This is a genomic window from Rhodococcus sp. IEGM 1305 (assembly GCF_030058635.1).
GTDB classification, from domain to species: domain Bacteria; phylum Actinomycetota; class Actinomycetes; order Mycobacteriales; family Mycobacteriaceae; genus Rhodococcus_F; species Rhodococcus_F opacus_D.
Genome location: NZ_JASHKX010000004.1, coordinates 179553 through 194350, shown reverse-complemented (window position 1 = coordinate 194350; position 14798 = coordinate 179553). Strand labels below are relative to the sequence as shown.

Annotated in this window: 13 protein-coding genes and 2 pseudogenes; 9 read left to right on the top strand and 6 right to left on the bottom strand. The window is 66.4% G+C overall.

The window, feature by feature from the left end; genetic code table 11:
- The first annotated feature begins 78 nt into the window (after positions 1-78).
- From QM693_RS10630 to QM693_RS10595, 8 genes are all read left to right on the top strand, one after another.
- A complete protein-coding gene (locus QM693_RS10630) occupies positions 79-1533 on the top strand; it encodes an AMP-binding protein (RefSeq protein WP_283352291.1) in 1455 nt (484 codons plus the stop codon).
- Between the two features lie 65 nt (positions 1534-1598).
- A complete protein-coding gene (locus QM693_RS10625) occupies positions 1599-2666 on the top strand; it encodes an isocitrate/isopropylmalate family dehydrogenase (RefSeq protein ID WP_283352290.1) in 1068 nt (355 codons plus the stop codon).
- Between the two features lie 103 nt (positions 2667-2769).
- Entirely contained in the window at positions 2770-3906 is a 1137-nt protein-coding gene (locus QM693_RS10620; RefSeq protein WP_283352289.1) for an acyl-CoA dehydrogenase family protein, read from the top strand.
- A 28-nt stretch (positions 3907-3934) separates the two neighbouring features.
- The gene (locus QM693_RS10615) at positions 3935-4810 is read left to right on the top strand and encodes an amidohydrolase family protein (RefSeq protein ID WP_283352288.1); all 876 of its coding nucleotides are present in this window, start codon (positions 3935-3937) and stop codon (positions 4808-4810) included.
- 34 nt (positions 4811-4844) lie between these two features.
- Entirely contained in the window at positions 4845-5291 is a 447-nt protein-coding gene (locus tag QM693_RS10610) for a VOC family protein (protein ID WP_283352287.1), read from the top strand.
- Positions 5292-5399: 108 nt separating this feature from the next.
- On the top strand, positions 5400-6203 hold the full coding sequence (locus tag QM693_RS10605) for an NAD(P)H-dependent oxidoreductase (protein ID WP_283352286.1): 804 nt from the start codon (positions 5400-5402) through the stop codon (positions 6201-6203).
- A gap of 8 nt (positions 6204-6211) precedes the next feature.
- Positions 6212-6658, top strand: a complete 447-nt coding sequence (locus tag QM693_RS10600; protein ID WP_105423856.1) for a VOC family protein — start codon at positions 6212-6214, stop codon at positions 6656-6658.
- Positions 6645-7649, top strand: a complete 1005-nt coding sequence (locus tag QM693_RS10595) for a DMT family transporter (protein WP_283352285.1) — start codon at positions 6645-6647, stop codon at positions 7647-7649. Before QM693_RS10600 ends, QM693_RS10595 begins: the two co-directional genes overlap by 14 nt.
- 34 nt (positions 7650-7683) lie before the next feature.
- Here the strand turns inward: QM693_RS10595 and proC are convergent, their stop codons facing one another.
- Positions 7684-8547: a pyrroline-5-carboxylate reductase gene (gene proC, locus QM693_RS10590; RefSeq protein WP_283352284.1), complete on the bottom strand. Its 864-nt coding sequence runs from the start codon at positions 8545-8547 to the stop codon at positions 7684-7686.
- Between the two features lie 232 nt (positions 8548-8779).
- Positions 8780-9658 (bottom strand): NAD(P)-binding domain-containing protein, encoded by an 879-nt coding sequence (locus tag QM693_RS10585; protein ID WP_283352283.1) that lies wholly within the window; start codon positions 9656-9658, stop codon positions 8780-8782.
- Between the two features lie 220 nt (positions 9659-9878).
- On the opposite strand from QM693_RS10585, the pseudogene QM693_RS10580 reads away from it, so the two are divergent.
- Positions 9879-10388 (top strand): annotated as a pseudogene (locus QM693_RS10580) (ANTAR domain-containing protein); the annotation flags it as partial.
- Positions 10389-10465: 77 nt separating this feature from the next.
- Here QM693_RS10580 and QM693_RS10575 read toward each other — a convergent pair.
- The 4 genes and pseudogenes from QM693_RS10575 to pdxR form a co-directional block, all read right to left on the bottom strand.
- The gene (locus tag QM693_RS10575) at positions 10466-10735 is read right to left on the bottom strand and encodes a hypothetical protein (protein WP_283352282.1); all 270 of its coding nucleotides are present in this window, start codon (positions 10733-10735) and stop codon (positions 10466-10468) included.
- 633 nt (positions 10736-11368) lie between these two features.
- Positions 11369-11959, bottom strand: a complete 591-nt coding sequence (locus tag QM693_RS10570) for a dihydrofolate reductase family protein (RefSeq protein ID WP_283352281.1) — start codon at positions 11957-11959, stop codon at positions 11369-11371.
- Positions 11960-12063: 104 nt separating this feature from the next.
- Positions 12064-13126: pseudogene (locus QM693_RS10565) on the bottom strand (hypothetical protein).
- A 190-nt stretch (positions 13127-13316) separates the two neighbouring features.
- On the bottom strand, positions 13317-14786 hold the full coding sequence (gene pdxR / locus QM693_RS10560; RefSeq protein ID WP_105418015.1) for a MocR-like pyridoxine biosynthesis transcription factor PdxR: 1470 nt from the start codon (positions 14784-14786) through the stop codon (positions 13317-13319).
- Positions 14787-14798: the final 12 nt, after the last annotated feature.

Here is a 14798-nt window from a genome sequence, read left to right as displayed (position 1 = left end):
TGCGGCGGGCTCAGCGCGCGTGCCGCGACCTGCCCTACGCCGTTGACGACGCCCTGCCCTCCAGCCCGGAAGAGACACATGAGCACCACGAACCTCGCCCAACTCCTTCTGCAGCGGTCATCGGATCGACCCGATCTCCGGGTGGGCACGATCGACGACCAGATGCTGCTGCCCGACGCGGTCCGCATCGCCGCGGCTGGTGCGCAGGCGCTGCAGGATCTGGGCATCAGGCGTGATCAGCGCCTGGCCATCGTCGCGAACAACTCGACCGAATACATGCTGGTGTGGATGGCGTGTCTGCTCTCGGGGACCCCGGTGGCGCTGGTGAACCCCACCTATCCGCCGGAACTGCTCGCGCAGATGCTCGAGCGCCTGGACCCGGCCGCCGTCTTCACCGACCTCGACACCCTTCCCGCGACGCTGCACACCCTCCCGCTGTCGACCGCACGGGCGTGGTCGCCGGTCGATCCGCAGTCCAGTCCCGGCCTCGACGCCGCACCGTCGGACCTCGCGTCGTTCATGCACACCTCCGGAACCACCGGGGTACCGAAATTCTGCGCCCAGAGCCACGAGTACTTCCTGCGGCTCGGCTCGGCGATGGCCGATGCCCTCGGCCTGCAGGCAGGCGACCGGATGCTCGCTCCCCTGCCGCTGTTCCACATCAATCCGATGGGATACGGCATCCTCGGTGCTCTTTGGGCCGGTGCCGATGCACTGACGGTCCGGAAGTTCTCGGCCAGCGGCTTCTGGCCCGCTGTCCGTGAACATGGGATCACCGCGCTGGCGCTGCACGCACCGCCCGTCGAGATCCTCAAGCGTGCCACCACGACCGCCGACTCCGGTGAGCACAGCGTGCGCACCATGTTCTACGCCGACCGGGAATTCATGTCCCGCTTCGGAATTCCCGTCGCCGTGTCGGGCTACGGCTCCACCGAGGCGGCCGGGGTCAGCCATCTGCACCGCTGGTCCCTCGCCGACGAGTCCGAGATCCCCGCGAACGCCAGCCGGTTCGGCGGGCAGGCCCGCTCCGACGTCGAGGACCGCCTCGACGACGACGGTCAGATCTACGTGCGCGAGACCGCACCGAACACACTGTTCGCCGGATACTTCCGGGACGGCGCCGTCGACCCGAACCGCGACGCGAACGGGTGGTTCGCCACCGGCGACCTCGGCCGACGCGACGACGAGGGCGGACTGGTGTTCCTCGAGCGGGCAGCCGAAAGCATCCGCGTCAAGGGCGAATTCGTGCCCATCCCGTACGTCGAGGAACGGCTCGGCACGATCGACGCCCTCACCGACCTCGCACTGTGGAAGAAGCCCGGTGAGCTGGTCGACGACGACGTCGTCCTCTACGTGGTCGCCGACAGCGTGCCGCTCGAGTCGATTCGCGATGCCGTCGCCGATCTGCCGGTGTTCATGCGTCCCGCCCACATCGCGCGGGTGGCGACGATTCCCCGTGACGCGGCCGCCGGGAAGGTTCAGCGTCGGCTTCTTCACGAGCAGCAGGTCCTGTCCTGGACTGCGATGTCCTGACGACCGCCCCCGGGATCGGGTCCGGCCGGTCCGGCGATCCTCCCCTCCACGAAAAGACGCACCCCATGACTGTGATCGCGGTATTGCCCGGCGACGGGATCGGCGGCGAGATCCTCGACGGGCCACTCGAGTTTCTCCGCCGACTCGCCGCCGACGGAGCTCCCCTCACGCTGACCGAGCCTCTGCCCTACGGCGCTTCCGGTTGGCAGGCGACGGGTTCGATCCTGCCGGAGGAGACCATCGATGCGTGCCGCAATGCCGACGTCGTGCTCAGTGGGGCGGTCGGAACCCATCCGGGGGTCACCGCCGCGGAGTGCCCCAATCCGGAGTCGGCGCTGATTTCCCTGCGCAACCTGTTCGACCTGCGGGTCAGTGTCCGCACCGTCTGGGTCCCGCAGCGCAGTGAGGACGTCACGATCGTTCGCAACATTACCGGCGGCGCGTGCGCCGATCCCAGCCGGCGGGAGGAGAGCGACGGTGTCAGCGCCGCAGTCGACGAGCTCCGCCTCCTGCCCGCCCGCGTCCGGGAGGTCCTGGAGTTGGCGGCCGACTTCACCGCGGATGCGCCCGGGCGCAGGTACATCAGTGTCGACAAGGCCGGCGTTTTCGCGACCTCACGCCTGTGGCGAGCCACTGCCAAACAGGTCGCCGACCGGACCGGGGTTGTGTTCGATCACGTCAACGTCGATCGCGCAGCCTACGAACTGGTCAGTTGTTCGCAGCTGCCCGCAGTGATCGCCACCGAGGGCATCTTCGGGGACATCCTCTCGGATATCGTCTGCGCCCGGGCCGGCTCCCCTGCTCTGTGCGGATCCGTCACCATCAACCCCGACCGGAACTTCGGGGCGGGCATCACCGCGCTGTTCGAGCCGGCACACGGGTCCTCACCACACCGGACCGGCACCCGCCGTTCCAACCCGACGGGCGCCTGGCTTGCGCTGGCAGCACTGCTTGACTGGTGCCCCGACCTGCGGCCCCTGGGCCAGGCAACCCGGATCCGTTCTGCGCTCGAGTTGGTGCACCGGTCGGGTGTGCGCACCTACGACCTCGCCACACCCGAGCATGAACTCGTCGACATGGACGGCTACAACGCCCGGATTCTCGATCAACTACAAGCGCTCCAGCCTGCCTGAGGGGCGGGCGCACAGGGCCGCCCCCGATGAACCGTCCCGGCCACCCATCCGACACCAACCCTGCCTCACTACCGATACCGAGATCACGAGCAAAGGTCCAACCATGAGTTTCTGGAGATACCTGGTCGACGAGAAGATCGCCGCCCCCGCACGCCAATTCAGCAACGACGTCGTCAAACCCGTCGCCGACGAGATCGACCACCAGGACGTGTATCCGGTGGATCTGGTCGAGCAGACCGCGAAGCTGGGGTGGAACGCGATGACCCTGCCGACCCGGTTCGACGGCCAGGGTGAGTCGATGGAGAACGCTCTCGGGGTCTTCGAGGAACTCGGAGCCGGGTCGGCGAGCCTGGGCGTCTCACTGATCACCATCCTGCAGAGCAGCAAGATCATCGAACTCTACGGCCGCGACAGCCTCAAGGAACGAGTTCTGCCGCGGTACGCGCAAGGCCTGCGCGCCTCCTACGCGCTGACCGAGCGCGGGCACGGCAGCGACATCCGCACCCTCGACACCAAAGCCCGCGGCAACGAACGCGACGGGTGGGTACTGACCGGGGAGAAGGCATTCATCACCTCCGGATCGCGGGCGGAGTTCTTCGTCGTGCTGGCTGAAACCCCGGTCGGAGTCTCCACCTTCGCGGTCGATCGCGACGCCCCCGGTGTCAGCACCCGGCAGACCCGGGAAGCACAGACCTTCGGATTGCGCAACGGCCCGCACGTCAACCTCGTCCTCGACGACGTCGAGATCCCCGGCGACGCCCTCATCGGTGAGGAAGGCAACGGGCTGCGGCAGGCCCTGGTCACCTTGTCGAACAGTCGCACCCTCGCGGCGGGCATTTCCCTGGGCATCGCCCGCGCAGCGTTCGACGACGCGTTCGCATACGTGCGCACCCGGCCCGCGTTCGACGGCAACGTGATCGACTTCCAGGGCATCCAATGGTATTTCGCCCAGGCTGCCGCGGAGCTCGATGCCGCCCGACTCGTGACGTATCAGGCCGCCCGCGACCTCGACTCCGGCGGGGACTACCAGCGGTCCTCGTCCGCGGCGAAACTGCTTGCCGCCGAACTGGCCACGAAGGTCGCGAGCATGGCCGTGCAGGTCTGCGGGGCGACCGGCACCCAAGAAACCTCACCGTTCGGGCGCTACTTCCGCGACGCCAAGGCCTACGAGGTGGCGGGGGGCTCATCCGAGGTCCTGAAGAACACCATCGCCAAGACCCTGATCAAGTCGGCCCGCTGACCAGACGCCGAGAACAAGGAGAACGCCCGTGGATTTCGGAACGGACAAAGTCGACCAGGTGTGCCCGGCCCCGGACCCGGCCCCGCACGCGCCGCGACGGTTCACCCTGCCCGCGGGGGCGGTCGATACCCACGCGCACGTCGTGGGGGACTCCTTCGTTCCCGAGCGCAGTTACACCCCGCCGCCCGCGTCGACCGAGCAGTACCTGTCCATGCTCGACGCCGTGGGCACCACCTACGGGGTGCTGGTGCAGATCAGCGTGCACGGCACCGACAACACGGTCATGCTCGAGGCCGTCGAGGGTGCCCGTGACCGGCTGCGTGCGGTCGCCGTGGTCGCCCCCGACGTCGACGACCGCACGCTCGCCCGCCTGCAGGACTCGGGTGTCGTGGGGTTGCGGCTCAACACGCTCTCGGGCGGCGGCATCGGACTCGATCAGCTCGCCCGGTACGACGCCATCTGCGCGGAGATGGGCTGGCACCTACAGTTCCTCACCAACACCCGGCATCTCGCCGCTGCGGCCGCGGACCTGCGCACGCTGACCGTGCCCTACGTGGTCGATCACATGGGCGACTTCGACGTCACCGCCGGTGTCGACGCGCCCGAGTGGACCCAGTTCCTGAAACTGATGGCGGACGGCGCGTGGACCAAGCTGTCCGGGGCGTTCCGGATGGCGCGAACGGCCGACTACTCCGACACGATTCCGTTCGCGCAGAGCCTGATCGAATCCGCGCCCCGGCGCTGCGTGTGGGGTTCGGACTGGCCGCACGTCGGGTTCTGGGGACAGATGCCCAACGTCGGCACCCTCCTCGATCTGCTGCCCGACTGGGCACCGGACCCCGCGACCCGCGAGGCGATCCTCACCACCAACGCACACCGGCTGTACGGATTCACCCACTCCTGAGCACAGTTCACTGTTCATCGGAAAGGATGCCGCCATGACCCCACCGTTCGACGCAGTCCACCACGTCTGCATCGTGGTGCCCGACATCGACGCCGCGGTGACGTTCTACGAGAAGATCGGCATCGGCGGATGGCAGGACTTCCCGCCGCTCAGCGCGTTCACCGATCTCGACGTCCCGGACCGCGCCGCCTTCCTGGACCTGACCTACAAGTACACCGACGCCCCCGGACTGCAACTGCAGCTGTGTGAGCCCGGTCCCGGCGGCTCACCGCAGCGACAGTTCCTCGATCGCACGGGCGGCGGGGTCTTCCACCTCGGGTTCGTCGTCGACGACGTCGATGCGGGATCCGAGGCCGCCCGCGAGGTCGGCTTGGAACCGTGGATGTATGGGCGGCGTCCCGATTCGACCGGGTTCATCTATCTGCAGACCCCGGAACTGGCGGGTGTCACCCTCGAAATCCGGCAGAGCCCGAACACTTGACGACCCGGCCCGGCGTTCGAGCGCCGGGCCGGCTCGCTTGACCTCGTCCCGACCACCATGAGACCGTTGGTCTGACCATCGACCACCTCCTGTCGAGAGAGATAACCAATGAACATTCTCGTGGTCTTCGCGCACCCCGAGCGTCGCTCGTTCTGCGGCGCACTCAAGGACACCGCAGTACGGACACTGACCGACCTCGGACATGACGTGACGGTCTCCGACCTCTACGCGATGAAATGGAACGCCGAGCTCGATGCCCAGGACTTCACCGGCGACCGAGCCGACGACGACTACCTGGACCTTTCCCGCGAGCAGGAACATGCCTTCGCCACCCAGACGCAGGCGTTCGACATCGACCAGGAACAGCGGAAGGTGGCCGAGGCCGATCTGATCCTCTTCCATTTCCCGGTGTGGTGGTTCTCGATGCCCGCCATCCTCAAAGGATGGGTGGACCGGGTGTTCGCCCGCGGGTTCGCTTACTCCGCCGGCCGCAAGTACGGGACCGGCCACTTCGCCGGCAAGAAGGCCATGGTGTGTCTGACCACCGGAACCGCCTCGACTCTGTACGAGCCGAACGGCATCGACGGCGACCTGCTCCACGTGCTGTGGCCCATCCACAACGGGATCCTCGCCTACACCGGATTCACCGTGCTGCCGCCGTTTGCGGCCTGGATGCCCGGCAACGTCACCGCCGACGAGCGTCAGGGCTACCTGGACGTGTATGCCCACTCCCTGACGACCATCGAGGACACCGAACCGTTGTTCTTCCACCCCTGGGAGGACTACGACAGGACCCAGCGGCTCAAGCCCGGCGTCAAGGCCCGCTCCGGTGTCCAGTGGAACCCGCGCGCCGGCCAGACATTCGAGCAGGCCGCCCAAGAGCACGACCGACGTGCGGCAACAGAGAGGTGACCGAGACCATGACCAGTGAGTTCCAGACCCTCCACCACGTCTGCGTCGTCGTGACGAACATGGACCGGGCCGTGGCCTACTACGAGTCCCTCGGAATCGGCCCCTGGCATCCGTTTCCGTCGCTCGAGGCCTACCGCCCGGACCTCCAGGCCCCCGACGTCGACGACTTCATGAAGCTCGAGTACCGATACGCCGATCTCGGCAACGTGCAACTGCAGCTGTGCTGCCCGCCGGAGGGGAACACGCTGCAGCGCCAGTTCCTCGACGAACACGGTGAAGGGGTGTTCCACCTCGGTTTCTCCGTTCCCGACGTCGACGAGGCCGAAGCCCGGGTCACCGCCGCCGGACCGACTCCCAAGTTGCGGGGGCGGTTGCCCAGCGGCGCCGGATTCACCTACTTCGATACCGACACCGCCGGCGCGGGCATCACCTTGCAAATCCGTGCTGCTCGCTAACCGTCCAGGTCAGCCTCGGCGGCATCTCCCTCCCACCGTCCAGCTCGGCCTCGGGGCGGCAGCCCTCGGCGGCTCGGGGATCTTCATCGCCCTCGCCTCGGTGTCGACCGCCACGACGATTCTGGTCCGCTACCTGATCGCGGTCCCGATTCTCGCGGTCCTCGCGTGGCGTGAATACCGCAAGCACGGCCCGTTGCCGCGGCGGGTGCTGGCCGTGCAGTTGGTTGCCGGTGTCCTGTTGGGTGTGGACATGGCGACGTGGGCCCAATCGGTCATGCTCGTCGGAGCCGGCGTCTCCAGTGTCCTGGTCAACATCCAGGTCGTGGTCGCTCCCCTACTCGGACTGTGCATCACGGGCAAACGGCCGTCGAAGGCCTACGTCGTCGCGGTCCCATTTCTGCTGTCCGGGGTGGCGCTCACCAGCGGTATCGCACAGCCCACGGCCGACCTCCACACGATTGTGTACGGATCCACGCTGGCCCTGGTAGCCGGGATCTGCTACGGCGCCTACGTCTTCGCCATCGGCGCGTGGTGCCCACCGAACCGTGCCTCCTCGCAGGTCTTTTGCTCGTCCGTCGTCGCGTGGGCCACCGGCACGGTGCTCGCCCTCATATGGGACCCGCTCGATCTGTCGCCCGGGTGGGCGGCGATCGGCTGGCTCGCCGCACTCGCGATCGTCGGCCAGGTCGCGGGCTGGATCCTCGTCGGCGTATCCCTGCCGCGCCTCACCCCAGGCGTGGGGGCGAGCATCCTGATGCTCCAACCAGTTCTCGCCGTCGTCTTGGGTGTCGTGGTCCTCGGCGAGCGCCTTTCCCCCACTCAGGTCGTCGGTGTCGTCATGGTCACCCTCGCCATTCGGGTGGTTGCGATGCCGCCACGGAGGGTGAAACGTCCGGTACGGGGCGCCGACCCCGAAGTGATTCCACACGGCGACTCGGCCCGCAGTGCGCCGGACCCCGAGGACCACATCCCGGACCCGGTGCGCGCGTAACGATCTCGACGCCCCGGGCGGGCGACACACACACTCAGCGCTGGTCGGCAGATGCCGGCGTAAGGGGCGGGCGCACCACGCCGGACAATTCCACGGAACGGTCGCGTGCCGCGGTCAATGCTCCTCGGAACGTTCGCCGAATGTCGGATTGTTCGAAGACCTCCAACGCCGCCGCCGTTGTCCCCGCGGGCGAGGTCACAGCCGCACGCAGCTGGGCCGGGCCGACGTCACCGACACCTAGCATCGCCGACGAGCCGGCGAGGGTTCCGGTCACCAACCGGTCCGCCGTCACCCGGTCCAGTCCCAGCGTCATCGCCGCGTCGATCATCATCTCCGCCACGAGGAACACGTACGCAGGGCCCGAACCGGAGACCGCGGTGACAGCGTCGAGCTGGTCCTCGGGAACGCGTAGTACCTCACCGACAGATTCCAGCACGGACTCGACAAGCCGCAGATCGTGTTCGGTTGCCGCGGCGCCACGGGCGATCGCAGTGACCGCCGCACCCACCGTCATGGGGGTGTTCGGCATCGCGCGCACCACCGGCACCACCGAGGGAAGAAATTGCTCGATTCTCTTGGTGGCCACCCCGGCCACCACCGACAACACGACCGGGCGAAGAGCCGACCCACGCAACGCCGAACCGAGGTCGGTCAACACCCCCTCGATCTGCTGCGGCTTCACCGCCACGACCAGGACGTCACATTCGCCGGGATTCCGCAAGTCGGCTACTCGCACGCCGTGCCGGTGCGCGACATCGAATGTCCGTTCCATACTCCTGCCGACGACGGTGATCGATTCAGCGGACGTCCCCGCTCGACACAGTCCTGCTACGAGTGCCTCGCCGATCCGGCCGACACCAATGACGGTAACTCTCACACACCAAGTTTCCCACGACATAAGTTGTCCCACTATATGTCTCAGGTACCTCCTGCAGAGAAGTCCTCTTAACGGTGAGGTGCCGGCCTTAGGGGTTCGGCGACCGGAAGATACAATTCGCCACCCATCCGATCACGCCCAGACTGGTTCAACCAAAAGACATTCCGATCAATGGTCGACCCAGGCGGCCAAGTGTCGCAGACATGGCCCGATGGATCCGCCGGGCATCTGCCGTTGACACCGGTGGAGTCTGTCAGACAGTCTCCGATGCCCGAGCTGAGTTCAACAGCCATGCGATGGTCGAAGCAACGTCACCGGCGGCGAGTTTCCCAGGGCCATTATCCTTCAATGCCGCTGACGTAAGAGCGAAGCGCGCCTCGGTACCGGGCAGAACCACCGACGGGCAACCCATCTCCGCAAGTTGGGCACAGGCTCGCTCTACCTCGTGCATCCGACGCTCGGCGTGCTGAACATGGCTGGTGATCAGCATCTCCAAGAAGGGAACGAACCCAATGGTGTCGACATCGGTCAATACGTCGTAGAGATTGCTGCGAAGGCCCTGCTGCTCGGCAGCCATGAAACACTCGACTACAAGCGATTCGAGCCCCTTGGTCAGGATCGTACGCAGTAGCTTGATTGCGGCCGCGTCACCCGCCCGGCCGCCGGTCATCGTCTGCACTGGCGCCTCGAACACTGCGAACTCGGCGAGCACTTCGCTAGCCTTCGGGCCCGCGGCCAGCAACGCGGTGCGCGACCCGGTCAGTGTCACTGACCCCATAATCACGGCATCGACGTACTCGATACCGTGTGCTGCGAGCGTGGCCGAGCACTCGCGCTTATCGTCTGGTGAAGCGGTCGTCAGATCGACCACCACGGCGTGACTGGGCAGCTTTCCGATCAGAGACGCGGTAATGGACTTCACCAAGTCTCCGGACACGCAGATCCACACCCGGTCTACGTCACCGGCGGCTTCGTCCAGCGAGAGATGGAGCACCGCCTGGGTCTGATCGGCGACTGCGGTCGTCGCCGCCGACGGACGAGGGTCCACGAGCACGAGTTCGTAGCCGGCGGCCGCACACGCCAGGGCATACGCACGCCCAACTTCCCCACACCCGACAATCGCAACCTTCACGACGCTTCCTACTTTCGTTAGTCTTCTGTTGCTTCGAGGATGGCACGATCAGTAGCCAGTTCGGCAGACGATTTATCTTTCGTCGGCGCACGACAATGCTTATCGGTTGGCCGATTCCATCGTCGAACAGGGCCGCGCGGGTCTTTGAGAGTCCGCGTCGTCGGGACGTTGTAGCGCTACACCACTGGCGTTCAAGGAGGATGCCGAGCGTCAGATTTCGACCACCGAACTGCTGCTCTCCCACAAGCACCCCGAGGAGCACCCTCACGTGGCGCGGGTCCTGGATCGGATGATCAGCGCCGCCGAACCGTTCAGCAGCACACACCGCATCCTCGACACCGCCGGTGAGATCCACCAGGTCGTCGTCGTCGGGGACCGGCTGTGCGACGACACCGGTGCCGTGGTCGGGACGACCGGGTTCTACATCGACCTCACCGAGTCCCACCGTGACGAGGTGCAGGAGTCGGTCGACGAGGCGGTCGCCGAACTCGAGCAGTCGCGGGCGGTGATCGAGCAGGCCAAGGGTGCGCTGATGCTGGTCTACGGAATTTCCGCCGACCGGGCGTTCGACGTCCTCATCTGGCGCTCGCAGGAGACCAACACTCGGTTACGCATCCTCGCGGAACTGATCGTCGCCGGGTTCGGTCAGTGCGAGACGGGGACGGGTCTGCGCACCCAGTTCGATCATCTGCTGCTCACCGCCCACGAAGGCGCCCGGCGTCCGGTGTAGACCGCAGTCCCGCGGACGGCGTCGTTAAACCGCAGAACGGGAACGAGCTGGGGCATCCGCTTCGAGCACACCGGACATCAGGCACCGTGTTGTGTCAGCCGCCAGCCGCGGTGGGCGGCAATGAAGCCGGAAATCGCTCCGAGGACCGCGCTGACTATCAGGCCGGCCGCGAGAAACGGGATGGGGTTCACCGATTCCATGCGCCCGGTGGTCTCGTCGGAGCCGAGCGGTTCGTAGCTGGCGGTGTAGACGTGCACCGGGTACGACAGCCACCAGGCGAACAGGCTGGTACACACCAGGCCCGCGCCGAGACCGAGGGCCGTTCCGATCAGTATCAGTGTTCGCACAAGATCAACTTCGCGATCCTCGGCTGTGCTGTTACCGAGGCCGCCCGGCGCCTGCCCATCGCGGAATCTTCAGCGCTCACCTGCACAGAATCCACGGTCGAGTCGCTGCGCCGGGGCTCTGCAGAGCAAAAAGTATGCTGACCTCGCTGGTGTTTGGGCAGTTCCTTGACCTGGATTAACGCGTTTGACGACATCCGTCACGTTCCATCGACTGTGTCCGCGTCACCCACTCCCTCGGAACGAGGTAGCCGACAATCCCCGCTATTCGCTAGTCAGCTGTTACCGAGTCCGGCCGACTAGGCTCCGGACTCCCGAAGTTGGCCTGAAGTGCAAAGCGATCCGGACCTGACCGACCCAGAGAAGACACCGTTGGATTTGTCTGGGTACCGTAATCGAGGCTGATTCGGCGTCGATCAGGAGCCACTGGCCTGACCTGCACGGATGGCTGCTTCGTCTGACGGCTTCACTGAAGTTTCCTCATAACCTGCCGATTCGTCAGGTCGTCTTGACGAACCCGATCCTTTGAAGTTGTCGCAGGTGAGGCGCTGGGTAAATCGGCGTCGGCTGCCCGACCAGGGACAGCGATGCGCAAACGCAGCCGGAGGCCCGATTGTGTCACCGTTCGCAGTCCGCTCAGATCGGTCGACGGCGCACCCTATAGCGCAGGTGAAGCACCCGGTTGCCCTGAATCACCTCGTCGGGATCCTCCAATAGGTGCTGTGCGTGGACCGACCCGAAGTAGCGCTTGCCGGACCCGAACACGACGGGTACGACGTCCATGCGCACCTCGTCGATCAGGCCTGCGGCAAGCACCTGGCCACCGACGTCGCCGGCGGCGACCTCGACGATGCGGTCACCCGCGAGCTCCTGCGCCTTGGCCACGGCTGCCTCGACGCCGTCGACGAAGTGGAACGGCGCCTCGGGGTCCCAGCCCTCGGGCTTCGGCCGGTGCGTCACGACGACCACGTGGTCGATCCCGCTCGGAGGCTTTCCGTCCCAGCCGTCGGTCATGTCGAAGACGTGGCGGCCGACGAGTGTCGCCCCGATCTGGTCCCAGTACGGCCGGGTGTAGTCGTAGGACGTCTGCGACACCTTGATCTCACCGCTCTCGTCCAACGGGACGTCACCGCTGGTCAACCAGTCGAACAGCGGTCCGGGCTGGTCATTCTCGTCCGCGATGAAGCCGTCCACCGACACCGAGCTGTACATGACCACCTTGCCCATGGGGCTCTCCTCTACATAGGGGTGCCCCAAATTTAGCGTGTCGCGTGCCGATTCCCGCCGGCATCGCGTTCGCGGATCCGCCTGCGGCTCAAGGACAGCAGTCCTCAGCGGTGAGTTTTGCCGACCCAGGAAGGATGTCTTCCACTGGTGTCGCACACCCAGGTCCGGGAATCGTCACTGTCGAGGTTGACGGTGTCCGTGAGCCAGTAGGTGTCGTCGGGCGCCCATCCCGCGATGACACTCGCGGTGCCGGTGCCGGTGCCGGCGTCGACGGCGATCGCGGTGCCCGCCGCGGCGAGGTATCCCGCCACGGTGAGATGGACGCCCTCGTACCGTTCGGAGAGCCGCGGCCAGTCGGGAATGACCCATCGTCCCGATCGTCCGGTACCAATCGTGTCGTTTCTGCGCGGTGACCTCGACGGAGAACTGTCTACACAGTTCTGCCCACGCTTGCGCACCGTCGACCTCGTACACGCGAGCGCCGGCGGGGATGTTCATTCGTCGCGTGATGGCGCGCTCCCATCCCATGCTGTCCTCGACGAACCACAAACCGGCCGGGGTCCGGTCGAACAGCCGCCGGGACGAATACCGTGTGGGTGGAGTCGACCACCACCAGCCGGACCAGTTCGCCGACGGATCCGCCGGACGATCGCGTTCTGTTCGCACTTCCTCCGCGGCAGTCCGATCACGATAGTCACGCAACAATTCAGCGGTCGTCGAGTCAACGGAATCCGTACCGTCCTCGGTCCAGCCCACCGACCACTGATCGGTCGCAGCGGGCGTCGTCCACCACTGCGTATGCGGGGATCGTGCGATGTGCTCGGCGACCCGTCGAAGCTCACGGCGCACCGGCTCGGCGGCGACGAGGATGTCTTCACCGTCCGGGTCCTGCCAGTAGCGCGCCGCGTCAACCGCGTCGGCGAGGGCCGAACGGAGTGCAACCGCTGTCACCTCGGGAAGCGGCACCTGGGACAGGCGATGCGCCACATCGTCTGCAGTGAGGACGGTCCGCCGAGCCTCTTCAGCGCCGGGCCCGAACAGCACGCGTGCGCCTTCGCGACCGGACTCGAGGTGATACGACGCCAGAAATACGGCGTGATCGAACGAGTCACTGCGGAACTCGGGTTGCAGAGTTCGTTCGGCGTCCCTCGCGTAGGCGAGCAGCATCCGACGCCCACGTGGGCCGGCCAACAAGGATTCTGCTGTAGTCATGTGCTGACCACCCTAGAGTCCCCGAGCCGACGCGCCTCCAATATGTTCTGACCACGGGCCGTGGGCCACTGCGGCTGCGAGGAAGCCGGCCGAACAGGCCGCCGTCTGGGCGGCAGGATGCGCGCAGGCGCGGGTGTTATCGGGTCTACCTGCCAAAGCGGAAACTCGCCTGGCACGCCTGGCCGAGAAGTGCGATGCCTTCTTCGATGGACCGCAGGGGGATCGCGCCGTAGCCGATGCGGAAGTGGTTGCGGGGCGGGACCGGCTGCGTGAAGAAGATGTCGCCCCGTTCGATGAGCACACCGCGGGCTTCCGCCTCGCGCACGAGTACCCGGCAGTCGAGGTTCTCCGGGCCGGTCATCCACAAGCTGACGCCACCGGGCGGATACGGCTCCTGCGGCCACGGAAGGTACTTGTCGACGGCCGCACACAGACGCTCCCATTTGTGTTTCATCTGGGTGCGGTGATGGCGCAGCGCGCGGTGGTACTCCCCGCTGTCGATGAGCATGGCCAGGGCCCGTTGCTGGTGACCCGGTGGATGACGGAGCACGTACCGTCGGGCCTTCCGCAGTTCGCGCACCAGGTCCGCGGGCCCGACGAGGTAGCCCAGACGCAGGCCCGGGGCCAGGAACTTCGAGAACGTGCCGAGATAGACGGCGTCGCCGCTGGAATCGAGCGCCTTCAGCGCCGGGCTGGGGCTGCCGTGATAGCGGAACTCGCTGTCGTAGTCGTCCTCCACGATCACGGTGCCGGACTCCGCGGCGAGCTGCAGCAGACGTTGACGACGGTCGATGCCGAGCGTCGCGTTGGTCGGATGGTGATGGCTCGGTGTCAGATACATCAGGTCCGTGCCGCGGAGAGTCTCCGGCGGGCGCAGGCCGCGATCGTCGACGTCGATGCCGTACACCTGGGCGCCGGTGCGCAGGAAGATGTGTCGCGCATCGAGATAGCCGGGGTTTTCGATGGCAACCCGATCCTCGGGTCCGAGTAGCACCCGGCCGACGAGGTCCAGCCCCTGCTGGGAACCGACCGTCACCAGAACTTCGTCCGCACTCGCCTCGATGCCGCGCGAGGGCAGCAGATGCTGGCGGATCATGTCGATCAGCATCGGGTCGTCCGCACCGACGCTGTCCTGGAGGCTCGCGTAGGCGTGGGGTTGGTATAGCGCGTCGCGGAGACAACGCACCCACGCGCGGGCGGGGAAACTGCGGATGTCGATCTGCCCGGCCAGAAACGGGTACGGATAGCTGTGCCAGTCGACGTTCTTCTCGATGTGCGGGACGTCGGCGTCGGGGTAACTCCGGATGCGGGACGACCAGTCGATGCGCGGGATGGTCGCGCGGGCGTCCGTTGCGAGCGTCTCGATCATGTCGGGATTGACGAACATGCCCGAGCGCTGGTGGCTTTGAACGAGTCCCTCGGCGATCAGTTCCTGATACGCCAGGTTGATCGTGTTCCGGGAGATCGCGAGATCGACCGCGAGTTCCCGCGAACTCGGAAGGCGGTGGCGTGGATCGAACAGTCCGTTGGCGATGCCGTGTTCGATCGCCCGTCGAACCTGGCGGTAGAGCGGTTCGGCGGAATTGCGGTCGACCTCGATCAGTGTTCTCGGCACGCATCGCCTCCT